Below are 13,084 nucleotides of genomic sequence, written 5' to 3' on the forward strand. Positions count from 1 at the left end.
GCATACTTCCCCGTAAAAGAACGCAAAAAACACCCGTCCCTAACAAAGGGACGAGTGTTGAAATCGTGGTTCCACCCTTATTCTAATAAAATGAATTTATAACGAAATAAGCTCATTTTATAGCTCGTGTAAATTGATAACGGTTTTATCCGCCAAGAATTACAATGCATCATGCATGCAGTTCACTCTTGAAGTTTAGAGGTGGTAAGATTGTCTTTTCGTATTAGGAAGCTCACAGCCTAAGGCTTCCCTCTCTGAGAATCGTAGAAAACAACTCATGTCCTCATCATTACTTTTATAAAATATCTTGTCGAAACTTGTTGTTTTTTATTATATGGGCTATTTTTTAAAAAATCAATAGTTTTATTTTTTCTGACAAAAAAATATAGGGAGAAAATTTTCCCTCCCTATAACTGCCCTATTAAAATTTCTAACTCTTCAGCTGTAACGCTCCGCCACTTTCCCACTTCAAGCTCATGTAATTCTATATTCATAATGCGCACTCGCTTTAGCTTTGTTACAGTAAACCCGAAAGCACGGCTCATTCTACGAATTTGCCTGTTCATTCCTTGTGTTAAAACGATGCGAAATGTAGATTGGCCGACTCTCGTCACTTTGCATGGCTTCGTCATTCCATCTTTAATCTTTACACCGCTGGACATCTCATCAATAAACCAATCTGTAAAAGGTTTATCTACCGTCACAACGTATTCTTTCTCATGCTCGTGATCTCCGTGTAAAATTTGATTCGCAATCGCGCCATCATTCGTTAATAAAATAAGTCCTTCCGATGCTTTATCTAATCGTCCAACGGGAAAGATTCGCTCTGGGTAATTGATATAATCAATAATATTATCTTCAATATGATCGGCTGCTGTACAAGTAATTCCAACTGGTTTATGAAAAGCGATATACACCTTTTCTTTCTCTTCTTTTGCAATAACCTGCCCATCAATCGTTACAACATCATCATCGCTCACGAGAGCACCGTGCGTACAAATTTCGCCGTTAATAGCCACGCGTCCAGCTTTAATAAGACGATCTGTTTCGCGTCTTGAGCAGGATTTTGCTTCGCTTATGTATTGGTTGATTTTCATATTTTGTTCCTTTTCGTATATTAAAAGCGTCAATCTATGGCAATATCATTATGCCACGATTGACGCTCCTTCACTTCGCAAAAACAACTAAATAAATAACCCCAATCACCAAAAATATTCCACAACAAGCTAACAATGCTTTTGCAAGTTTGTCCATAAACATATAATGGTTTCCCCTTTGTTTCGTTGTTTGCTATTTTAATTCGACAACTGTTACACCTAGGCCTCCCTCGCCCATGTCACCGTAACGGTAGTTTTTCACGCCGCGATGTTTTTTCAAGTAATCTTGTACACCTTGGCGAAGCGCTCCTGTTCCTTTACCGTGAATGATTGACACACGAGGATAGCTTGCAAGCTGTGCATCGTCTAAATATTTTTCAACGCGCATCATTGCATCTTCGTAACGCTCACCGCGAAGGTCAAGCTCTAACGACACGTGATAATCTCTACCCTTCACACTTGCAACTGCTTTTTTCTCTGTTTGCTTCGGTGTATTAATGTATTCCATATTGGATTCTTTCACTTTCATCTTCAGAATACCAATTTGTACGCTCCACTCTGTATCACTTACTTTTTCAAGTAATTGACCTTTTTGACCGAACGTTAATACTTTTACTTCATCGCCTGCACGTAATTGTTGTTTTGGCGCTGTGTTTTTCACATTCACTTTTTGTTTCTTCACAAGCTCTGGCGCTGCACCTTCTAGGCGGCTCTTCGCTTCAATAAGCTCGTGATCTTTCACGTTTACAAGCTGCGCTTTGCGCAATTGACGAAGTTCGTGAATAATGCCCTCTGCTTCTTTCTTCGCAGCTTCGACTTTTTCTTCCCCTTCTTTTTGCGCTTTTAATAATTTTTCATCACGCTCTTCGTTAAATTCAATAATTTGACGCTGTAATTCACGATGAAGTTTTTCAGATTGCTTACGAAGCGCTTCTGCTTCGTTCCAGTCACGCTCTGCGTTCTTTTGACTTTCTTCTAACTTCGCAATCATATTTTCAATTTTATTTGTATCCGTACTAATATGGTTACGCGCTTGATCAATAACGCGATCAGATAATCCAAGGCGCTTCGAAATTTCAAAGGCGTTACTACGTCCTGGTACACCGATTAATAATTTATACGTTGGGCTTAATGTGTTCACATCGAACTCAACACTCGCATTAATAACTTGCTCACGGTTATATCCGTATGCTTTTAATTCCGGGTAATGCGTCGTTGCAACAACGCGAGCACCACGATTACATACTTCATCTAAAATTGAAATTGCTAGTGCAGCCCCTTCTTGCGGGTCTGTTCCAGCACCTAATTCATCGAATAAAACTAAGCTTTCAAAATCAGCTTTTTCTAAAATATCTACAATGTTCACCATATGTGAGGAGAACGTACTTAAACTTTGTTCAATCGATTGCTCATCACCGATATCAGCGAAAATATTTTTAAATACACAAATCTCTGACTCATCCATTACTGGAATATGAAGACCAGATTGCGCCATTAATACACAAATACCAACCGTTTTCAGCGTAACTGTTTTACCACCTGTATTCGGTCCTGTAATTACAATTGTTGTGAAATCTTTACCGAGCATAATGTTATTTGGCACAATAATTTCCGGATCAATAAGCGGATGACGCGCTTGTCTTAAATCCATGTAGCGCTCGTTATTTACGATTGGCTTCGTTGCTTTAATTCGCTTCGCATAAAAAGCTTTTGCAAAAATGAAGTCAAGATTTGCAACTACTTCTACGTTAGACAAAACAATATCAGCTTCTACTGCCACTTCTTCTGTTAACATTAATAAGATGCGTTCGATTTCTTGTTTTTCTTTCACACGTGCTTCTTGAAGTGCGTTATTTAATTCTACAATTACTTGTGGTTCAATAAATAACGTTTGTCCAGAAGCAGATTGATCGTGAACAATACCACCATATACACCGCGGTATTCTTGTTTTACCGGGATTACGTAACGTTCGTTACGGATCGTTACAATCGCATCAGATAACATCTTTTGTGCGTTTGAAGAACGCGTCATATTCTCTAACTTTTCACGAATACGGCTTTCCGCAGTACGAATTTGGTTACGAATACCACGTAGTTTATCACTTGCGCTATCGACTACTTCACCGCCATCACCGATACAATTTGTAATTTTCTTTTCTAAGTCATATAAAGATACAATTTGAGCGACGTGAGTTTCTAAAATCGGAAGCTCGACACCATTATCAACCATATCTTCGATAAAACGTTTCATATTGCGACTACCATACATCGTATTTGCAATATCAAGTAGTTCATTTGGGCTTAACATACTTCCGATTTTTGCACGCTTCACATTTGAGCGAACATCAGTAATACCACCTAATGGCGCACTCCCTTTTAAACGAATGACTTTCGCCGCTTCATCCGTCGTATCTTGTAGTTCTACAATTTCTTCAAAATCAGTGCTCGGTACTAAATTCTTCACTTTGTCACGACCAAGTGAAGAGGCTGTATGTTCAAGTAATTGTTCTTTTACTTTATTGTATTCTAATACACGCAACGTTCTTTCTAACATGTTGCAGGTCCCCCTTGTGTTACTTATTACGTTTAATATAGTCTAATAAACGTTCAATATCCCACGTGTTAATCACGTTATCTTTTTGAATCCAACCTTTACGTGCTGCTGCTACACCTGTTTCCATGTCTTCTAACATTTCAAGTGTATGAGCATCCGTATTAATCGCTACTTTTACACCAGCATCTTGTGCTTGTTTTAATAATTTCGCGCTTAAATCTAGACGGTTTGGATTTGCATTTAATTCTAAAACTGTATTTGTTTCTTTTGCGAGTTCAATTAATAAATCTGTGTCTACATCGTAACCCTCGCGACGTCCAAGAAGGCGTCCTGTCGGGTGAGCAATCATTGTAACATGTTTATTCTCAAGTGCAGCGCGAAGACGCTTCATAATCGTTTCACGGTCTTGTGAGAAGCTAGAGTGGATAGCTCCAATAACATAATCTAATTCTGCTAATACTTCATCATCAAAATCAAGTGATGCATCCGGTAAAATGTCCATTTCAATTCCGCGTAAAATTGTAATGTCTGGATACTTTTCATTCATGCGTTCAATTTCTTTCGCTTGTTCACGAAGACGCTCTTTCGTTAAACCGTTCGCTACTTTCAAGTATTGTGAGTGATCAGTAATCGCCATAAACTTATATCCACGGGCACGACATGCCTGTACCATTTCTTCAATAGAAAAAGCACCGTCACTCCACGTTGTATGCATATGTAAATCACCTTGTATATCAGAAAACTGAATTAAGTTTGGATACTCTTTAATTAATTCAATTTCTTTTCCATCTTCACGCACTTCTGGTGGGATAAATGGAAGACCGAAATGAGCAAAAAATTCTTCCTCAGTCTCGAATGTTTTTACTTCACCTGTTTCCAAGTTCTCTACACCGTACTCACTAATTTTTTCGCCTTTATCTTTTGCAATTTGGCGCATTTTTACGTTATGGTCTTTTGATCCTGTGAAATGGTGAAGCGTTGTAATAAACTCTTCTGGTTTTACTAAACGGAAATCGATTGAAATATCATATTCGTATTGAAGACGAACAGAAACTTTCGTATCTCCACTTGCAATTACTTCAATCATATTATCGAATTGCAATAAATGTTCACGTACTGCTGCTGGTTCTGTCGTTGCAATAATGAAATCTAAATCCTTCACTGTCTCACGAACACGGCGTAAGCTACCAGCGCGAGAAAAACGAATTACTTCGGTAATATTCGACAACTTCTCCTCTATTTCCCCGGCAATAGGTAATACCATCGCAATCGGTAAACGTTCTGGACGAGATCCTACTTGATCAATTGCTTCTAATATCTTCTCTTCTGTTTTCTTACCGAAACCTGCTAAAGCTTGTACTTTATTTTCCTCACAAACAGCTTTTAACGATTCCATATCCACAACACCAAGTTCTTTGTATAACTTAGCTACCTTTTTACCACCAAGGCCCGGAAGTTTTAATAAAGGTAACAAACTGCTTGGCACTTCTTTTTCAAGTTCTTGTAATACTTCAGATGTTCCCGATTCTATATATTCTTGAATAACTGCTGCCGTTCCTTTTCCGATACCTGGAATCTTTGTGAAATCTTCAATTTCAGAAAGACTACGATCATCACTTTCTAGTGCTGCTGCTGCTTTACGAAATGCAGATATTTTAAATGGATTCGCACCCTTTAATTCCATAAAAAGCCCGATTGTCTCTAGTAATTTAATAACTTGTTTTTTATTTACTTTCATCATTGCCCCGCCTTTCTTTCATAGAAAAAAACTTCTCTTTCCGAAAAAAGAGAAGTTATACTCTGCTACCTGTCTGCCATAGCTCCTTCACCTTTTCAGAGAGAATCGGTGTATCGTCTACAATTATTTTGCTAATTGATGATTTTTGTAATGGTGTTTGTATTTGTTCAATCGGAAGAATATTTCCAACAATAATTAAAACAAACAAAATAATATATACTTCTAAAAATCCGAGGATTGCCCCCGCAAACGCATTTACTTGCTTTAACACCGGTATTTCTGCAAACATATTTAACAAATTACCAAGTAATGAAAGTGCGATTTTTGTAATAATAAATAATACGATAAACGCAATTGCTTGATAAAATACTGTCTCAATATTATTTGCATCAATCCATTCTGGAACAGATACATTTTTATCAAATGGATACGGAATAAATTTCGCAAGTGCTGGCGCTAAATCTTTACAGTACCAGTATGCAACAAGGTATGCGATAATAAAGCTTGTTAACTTTACAAGTTGTAAGATAAAACCTCTGCGTAATCCGAGGAAAAATCCCATAACAAGCAGTAAAATGATAATAATATCAATCATGTTTATTCCATTCCTTTTTTTGTCATACTTTCTTTCAACTTCTCATGTTCTTCTTTTAATTTTATGTAATCGTGTATGACGTTTACCGCCGTCAATACCGCTAGTCTACTCGTATCAAGCGAAGGATTCTTGGCATTGAGTTCGCGCATTTTATCATCCACAATCGCTGCTACCATGCGGATATGACTTGTACTTTCATCGCCAACAACTGAATACTGTTGGCCATATATTTCTACATTAATTCGACTTTTATTTCCCTTTTGTTGTGACAACTCACCGGCCTCCAATCACGTACAGAATCCTAAAGTTTATCATACCATGAACCATCATAATATGGAAACAGAAAGAACAATCCGATATGATAAAAATAACAATATAAAAAAGGAGCGACCATTTTGTCAAATTCTATCGTAATACAAACAAGTTCTACAGTAATTGAAGACATGAAACAACAATATAAACAAGCACTTAGCTCAAAAATTCCGCAAGGCGGTATCTTTATGGCAAAGGTGCCATCTTGCACGATTACAGCATATAAATCTGGAAAAGTAATGTTCCAAGGTGGACGTGCTGAAGCAGAAGCTTCTCGTTGGCAAACTGTCTCTCAAACACCGAAAACAACTGTAAAAAAATCGGTCGATTCTCATCGTTATGCACCGCCTGCTTCCATCGGTACAATGTCTATAGCAGGATCAGATGAAGTAGGTACTGGTGATTACTTCGGACCGATGACAGTAGTTGCTGTATATGTGGACGCAAAACAAATTCCACTTTTAAAAGAACTTGGTGTAAAAGACTCCAAAAACTTAAACGATGCTCAAATTACCGCTATTGCAAAACAACTACTTCACGTTGTTCCTTACAGCTCTCTCGTTCTTCATAATGAAAAATATAACGAGCTATTTGATAAAGGAAATAATCAAGGTAAGCTAAAAGCTTTACTACACAATAAAGCCATTACAAACTTATTAGCGAAAATTGCTCCTACAACACCAGAAGGCATCTTAATCGACCAATTTACGCAACCTGATACATACTATAAGTATTTAGCAAAACAAAAACAGGTACAGCGTGAAAATGTTTACTTCGCTACGAAAGGTGAAAGTGTTCATTTAGCTGTTGCCGCCGCTTCCATTTTAGCTCGTTACTCATTCGTAAAACAATTTGATGAACTAAGTAAAAAAGCTGGTATGCTACTTCCAAAAGGTGCTGGTAAACAAGTTGATATTGCCGCTGCTAAATTAATTCAAAAAGTAGGTAAAGAAAGATTACCTGAGTTTGTAAAACTGCATTTTGCTAATACAGAGAAAGCGTTTCGCTTATTGAAATAGTATCGACAAAAACAGGGGCTTACAAACTCCTGTTTTTTGTTTCATGTGTTCTCGATTCAATGTAATTGCATTTACTATTTTCCTCTCCTAACTATATCGCTAAATTAACTCATTTTTAGTAATTCCCCTATAAAAAAGGAGAGCCGCCAAGACTCTCCCTTTTTTATATTAGCTTCGTTTCTGCTTCTTATTTGATGAAGATACTTTATGAGAACCAGTTTCATGTGTTGTTGTCCCTTGTCCTTCCACTTCTGGAGAACCTAGGATTGATCTTGAATGGTCTTTTTTCACTTTTTTACTCATTGCACTCACCCCCAAGGTTACTTTTTACTTAAGGGTAAAAAACTATTCAACATAATAATCTGAACATATACTCGCTACTCTTTTACTCTCGTGTTTGGTTTTCGCTTATGTCCCATAGACGCTTTGCTGCATCCTTATCCAAGGCAGCTTCAGACATTTCCCCTACTTGTTTATCGGCATAGTAATAACCACTCTGATTAGTAAATCCAGTTGATTCTGCTAGCCATACTAAAGTTTCAGCACCTTTCTCCGGCGTACGGGAGAAAGGTTTCATTGCTGCCATAGTTAAGCGAGCAGCTAGACCATTATCCTGGTTAAAATTCGTATTCACTAGCCCCGGGTCAAAGCTATAAGCACTAACACCCGTTCCCTCCAACCGCTGTGCCAATTCAGAGGTGAATAAAATGTTAGCTAGTTTTGTTTGTGCATAACGCATTGTAGGACCGCCCATGAACTTCTTAATACCGCGATACAGTTGTTCTGCATCTAGATCATCGAAATCAATTCCCTTTTTAGCCATTTTGTGACCGTGAGATGCAGTGGTAATGACGCGAGCAGGAGCACTTTCTTTTAAACGCTCCAACAACAAATCTGTAAGTAAGAATGGACCTAAATGGTTTACCGCCCAGGTCATCTCCAAACCGACCTCTGTAATTTGCCTTGTTTGAAATAAAGCACCCGCATTATTTACTAATATATCAATTCTCGGACATCTTTCTAAAATATTGGTAGCTACCTGGCGTATAGATTGTTGGGAAGACATATCAGCGAAAAATATATCTACCACTGCATTCCCATCCGTTATATTTTCAAGTTGAGTCATAACATCATTCGCTTTTGCTTCATTACGTGCAATGATTCCTAGCTTAGCACCGCTTTTTGCAAACACCTTAGCTGCCGCTAATCCAATACCACTTGTTGCACCAGTGATTACTATATACTTGTCACGCAATGTCCACTTTGTATGACTTGGAATTTCCCCCATTGTATAAAAACCCCTTCCCTATATAAATGTCGCATTCGTTTTACTTATATATGAAGTGGGAATTGAACTATGAACAACATCTTTTCTAGTCGTGAAATACTTTATAAAGTTCAGGTTGCAATTACAACCTTTCTCAATAAAAAAAGCGAGAGCAGTTGCTCTCGCTTTTTTTATATCTTAAAACTCAGAAGAACCTGGAGTTCTTGGGAATGGAATTACGTCACGGATGTTAGCCATACCAGTAATGTACATTAGGAAGCGCTCGAAACCTAGACCGAATCCAGCGTGTTTTGTACCGCCGTATTTTCTAAGTTCTAAGTACCACCAGTAGTCCTCTTCGTTCATGCCTAGTTCTTTAATTCTTTCTACTAAAACGTCCATTCTTTCTTCACGTTGACTTCCGCCAATTAATTCGCCGATGCCAGGAACTAGAAGGTCAGTAGCAGCTACTGTTTTACCGTCTTCATTCATACGCATATAGAACGCTTTAATGTCTTTTGGATAGTCTGTTACGAATACAGGGCGTTTGAAGATTTCTTCTGATAAGTATCTTTCATGCTCTGTTTGTAAGTCAATACCCCATTCTACTGGGTATTTAAAGTCAGCACCTGATTCTTGAAGTACTTTAATTGCTTCTGTATAAGTGATACGACCGAAGTCAGAGTTAATCACATTGTTCATGCGCTCTAGAACTGTTTTATCAACGAAGCTGTTGAAGAAGTCCATTTCTTCTGGTGCGTGTTCTAATACATATTTCATTGCATATTTCAGCATATCTTCTGTAAGATCCATTACATCGCCTAATTCAGCAAATGCAATCTCAGGCTCAACCATCCAGAACTCAGCTGCATGGCGAGTTGTGTTTGAGTTCTCCGCACGGAATGTAGGTCCGAATGTGTATACATCACGGAATGCTAATGCATAAGCTTCAGCGTTCAGCTGTCCACTTACTGTTAAGTTTGTTTCTTTACCGAAGAAGTCTTTTGATTCATCAACTTGTCCGTCTTCACCTTTTGATACGTTGTTTAAATCTTGCGTTGTTACACGGAACATTTCGCCAGCACCTTCTGTATCACTACCAGTAATGATCGGTGTGTGAACATGTACGAATCCACGCTCTTGGAAGAATTGGTGAATCGCAAATGCTGCGATAGAACGTACGCGGAACGTTGCAGAGAATGCATTTGTTCTTGGGCGTAAGTGAGCGATTGTACGTAAGTATTCAAACGTATGACGCTTCTTTTGAAGTGGGTAATCAGAATCTGATAAGCCCTCGATATCAATTTTTTCTGCTTTAATTTCAAATGGTTGCTTCGCTCCAGGCGTTGCAATTACTTTACCTTCTACTTTAACTGAAGAGCTAAGTGGAAGTTTTGCAATTTCTTTGAAGTTCTCTAATTCTGTATCGAAAACGATTTGAACGCTTTTGAAGAAGCTACCGTCGTTTAATTCGATGAAACCAAATGCTTTTGAATCACGTAAGTTACGAATCCACCCTGATACTTGTACTGTTTGATCTGCATACTTTTCTGTATCTCTATACAGACTTTTTACTAATGTGTTTTCCATAGTGAAATTCTCCTTTGCTGATATATTTAAATACAAAAAAACCTTTCATCCATAAAGGGACGAAAGGTTAAACTTCGCGGTACCACCCAATTTGTCATAAAGACCAACTTTAACTCGTATGTAATACATACTTCCCGGTTTGTAACAGGCCGGATTCCCGTCTAAGTCTACTCTTGAATACAAGATTCAATTTCGGTTAGCAACTCCAAGGTGTTCTTCACATATACCGCCTCATCAGGCTCTCACCGTCCCTGACTCGCTATGGATTATAGTATATACTACTTTTCCTTATCATCGTCTTTCATTTTGTTAAACTAAAATTAATGTACTACATTCGAGGGAAAGATGCAAGACACCAGAAAATATATCAGCGATTTTCGCAATATATCGACCGTAACTTCAAATATATCGGCAATTTTTATAATATATCGACAATCGCATCATAAAAAAAATTGCCGGAATAGATCCGGCAATTTCTTATTACTTACGTAACTCCGCACCAAATTTCTCTTCTACCGTTGTTAATACACGGTTATGTGCTTCTGTTACTTCTTCGTCTGTTAACGTACGTTCTGCATCGAAGTAAGTCATAGAGAATGCAAGTGATTTCTTGCCTTCTTCCATTTTTTCACCTTCGTATAAGTCGAATAGTGTTACGTCTTTCAGAAGTTCTCCACCAGCTTCAGCAATGACTTGCTTCATTTCGCCAGCTTTTGTTTCTTTCGTTACAACAACAGCCATATCACGTGTCATCGATGGGAAACGTGGGATTGGTAAGTAGTAAGTTTCTTCCACGTCTGCACCGAATACTTTTACAAGAGATAGTTCGAATACGAATGTATCTTTCACATCCAATTGTTTTTGCGATTCTGGATGCAATTGACCGATGAATCCAATTACTTCGCCATCTAATACGATGTCAGCTGTACGGCCTGGGTGCATACCTTCACGTTTTGCTGGTGCATATGCGATTTGGTTTGCAACGCCAAGTACGTCGAATAATCCTTCTAGCACACCTTTCATAACGAAGAAGTCTACTACTTTCTTCTCGCCTTGCCATGCATGGTGAAGAGCAAGACCTGTCATAACACCTGCAAGATGTTGTTCTTCTTTCGGAAGTTCTCCTGCTTCTGTCGGTAAGAAGATAGAACCTACTTCGTATAGAGCAACACTGTCGTTTTTACGTGCAACATTGTATGAAACTGCTTCTAACAATTGTGGCACTAAGCTTAAACGAAGTTGACTACGCTCTTCACTCATTGGAAGCGCAAGATTTACAGGAGCTTTTTCGTTCGGCTCAACCATATATTGTTTCGCTTTGTCAGCGCTTGTTAATGAATATGTGATTGCTTCATATAAACCAGCACCTTCTAAGAAGCGACGTACTTTACGACGTTTCGTTTGTGCTGATGTTAATTTACCACGTGTCATCGTTCCAGAAGGTAATGTAACTGGAATGTGATCATACCCATACAGACGACCCACTTCTTCTACTAGGTCTTCTGAAATTGTAATATCAGGACGACGTGCTGGTACATTTACATGGAATGTTCCTTCTACTTCTGTGAATGGGAATTTCAAGTTTGTGAACATTGTACCCATTTCACTTGCAGAAATATCTGTACCTAATACACGGTTTACTTTTTCAGCCGTAACAGATACTGTACGCTCTTGTACTTGTAAGTTATCAGCTTCTACTACACCTTCAAGTGCTTCTCCGCCAGCATATTTCGCCATTAAAGCAGCTGCGTGTTGAATTGCTTCAAACGTACGTGTTGGATCAATTCCTTTTTCAAAACGTGCACTTGATTCACTGCGAAGACCTAAGTCTTTTGATGTACGGCGCACTGTTTGACCTGCAAAGTATGCAGACTCGATTAAAACGTTTACCGTCTCATTTGTAACTTCAGAATCAGCTCCGCCCATTACACCAGCAACCGCTAAAGCTTTTGTGCCGTTTGTAATTACAAGATGATGTTCTTGTAACGTACGCTCTTGATCATCTAACGTTTCAATTTTTTCGCCTTCTTTTGCAAGACGAACAACGATTTCTTTTGAACCTAATTTATCGTAATCGAATGCATGTAACGGTTGACCGTATTCCATTAAAATGTAGTTTGTAATATCAACTACATTGCTAATTGGACGAATGCCAGCTGCCATAAGGCGCGTTTGCATCCACATTGGTGATGGACCAATCTTTACGTTCTTCACCATTTTTGCAATATATAATGGGTTTTCTTCTTTCGCTTCTACACTTACAGAAATGTAGTCAGAAGTTTTTTCTGCTGTTTCTTGTAAGTCGATAGCTGGAAGTTTTACTTCACGGCCGTAAATAGCAGCTACTTCATATGCAACACCTAACATGTTTAAGCAATCTGCACGGTTTGGTGTTAAACCAAGCTCAAGTACTTCATCATGTAAGTTTAAAATTTCAAGTGCATCTGCACCAACTTCAGCGTCACTTGGGAAGATGAAGATACCATCTGCGTATTCTTTTGAAACTAACTTTCCATCAATGCCAAGCTCTTGAAGAGCACAAACCATACCATGAGAAGCTTCACCGCGTAGTTTTGCTTTTTTAATTTTGAAGTTACCAGGAAGTACAGCGCCAACTTTTGCAACTGGTACTTTTAAACCTTTTGCAATGTTAGCAGCACCACAAATAATTTGAACTGGTTCTTCTTCACCGATATCGATTAAGCATTTGCTTAACTTATCAGCTTCTGGGTGTTTTTCACACTCTAATACGTGACCAACTACAACACCTTTTACACCTTTATTTAATACTTCAACATCTTCTACTTCAATACCACTTTTCGTGATTTTGTCTGCTAGTTCTTGTGCTGTTACATCTTTAATATCTACATACTCTTGTAACCAACGATATGATACGAACATATTTATCCTCT

The 13,084-nt window shown here is 38.3% G+C and carries 10 protein-coding genes and 2 other annotated features; of the genes, 1 reads left to right on the plus strand and 9 read right to left on the minus strand.

All coding sequences use genetic code 11. The annotated features are described in order from the left end of the window. Positions 1-43: 43 nt before the first annotated feature. Positions 44-299 (minus strand) — a binding site (T-box leader). A 108-nt stretch (positions 300-407) separates the two neighbouring features. The 5 genes from MHH42_RS23010 to zapA all read right to left on the minus strand — a co-directional run bounded on the left by MHH42_RS23010 (position 408) and on the right by zapA (position 6,256). Continuing rightward, a complete protein-coding gene (locus MHH42_RS23010) occupies positions 408-1,097 on the minus strand; it encodes a 23S rRNA pseudouridine(2604) synthase RluF (protein ID WP_000700727.1) in 690 nt (229 codons plus the stop codon). A gap of 193 nt (positions 1,098-1,290) precedes the next feature. Further along, positions 1,291-3,651, minus strand: coding sequence for an endonuclease MutS2 (locus tag MHH42_RS23015; RefSeq protein WP_000893740.1), 2,361 nt, complete (start codon positions 3,649-3,651; stop codon positions 1,291-1,293). 19 nt (positions 3,652-3,670) lie between these two features. Then, the gene (gene polX, locus MHH42_RS23020; protein WP_070173830.1) at positions 3,671-5,389 is read right to left on the minus strand and encodes a DNA polymerase/3'-5' exonuclease PolX; all 1,719 of its coding nucleotides are present in this window, start codon (positions 5,387-5,389) and stop codon (positions 3,671-3,673) included. A gap of 55 nt (positions 5,390-5,444) precedes the next feature. Beyond that, positions 5,445-5,984 (minus strand): CvpA family protein, encoded by a 540-nt coding sequence (locus MHH42_RS23025; RefSeq protein ID WP_000565405.1) that lies wholly within the window; start codon positions 5,982-5,984, stop codon positions 5,445-5,447. Positions 5,985-5,986: 2 nt separating this feature from the next. Next, complete coding sequence (zapA, locus tag MHH42_RS23030; protein ID WP_000082703.1) at positions 5,987-6,256, minus strand: cell division protein ZapA; 270 nt, start codon at positions 6,254-6,256, stop codon at positions 5,987-5,989. A 123-nt stretch (positions 6,257-6,379) separates the two neighbouring features. On the opposite strand from zapA, the gene rnhC reads away from it, so the two are divergent. Then, a complete protein-coding gene (gene rnhC, locus MHH42_RS23035) occupies positions 6,380-7,315 on the plus strand; it encodes a ribonuclease HIII (protein WP_070173831.1) in 936 nt (311 codons plus the stop codon). A 168-nt stretch (positions 7,316-7,483) separates the two neighbouring features. Here rnhC and MHH42_RS23040 read toward each other — a convergent pair whose 3' ends face one another. The 4 genes from MHH42_RS23040 to pheT form a co-directional block, all read right to left on the minus strand. Continuing rightward, positions 7,484-7,618, minus strand: coding sequence for a YuzL family protein (locus tag MHH42_RS23040; RefSeq protein WP_000039591.1), 135 nt, complete (start codon positions 7,616-7,618; stop codon positions 7,484-7,486). Positions 7,619-7,700: 82 nt separating this feature from the next. Beyond that, positions 7,701-8,603 carry an SDR family NAD(P)-dependent oxidoreductase gene (locus tag MHH42_RS23045; RefSeq protein ID WP_070173832.1) on the minus strand — a complete coding sequence of 301 codons (903 nt, stop codon included), beginning with the start codon at positions 8,601-8,603 and terminating at the stop codon, positions 7,701-7,703. 177 nt (positions 8,604-8,780) lie between these two features. Continuing rightward, entirely contained in the window at positions 8,781-10,172 is a 1,392-nt protein-coding gene (asnS, locus tag MHH42_RS23050) for an asparagine--tRNA ligase (RefSeq protein WP_000432186.1), read from the minus strand. A gap of 52 nt (positions 10,173-10,224) precedes the next feature. Beyond that, positions 10,225-10,476 (minus strand) — a binding site (T-box leader). A gap of 176 nt (positions 10,477-10,652) precedes the next feature. Next, on the minus strand, positions 10,653-13,073 hold the full coding sequence (gene pheT, locus MHH42_RS23055; RefSeq protein WP_097837551.1) for a phenylalanine--tRNA ligase subunit beta: 2,421 nt from the start codon (positions 13,071-13,073) through the stop codon (positions 10,653-10,655). Positions 13,074-13,084 lie beyond the last annotated feature (11 nt).

This window comes from Bacillus sp. FSL L8-0099, assembly GCF_038006385.1.
In the GTDB taxonomy this organism is placed as follows: domain Bacteria; phylum Bacillota; class Bacilli; order Bacillales; family Bacillaceae_G; genus Bacillus_A; species Bacillus_A toyonensis.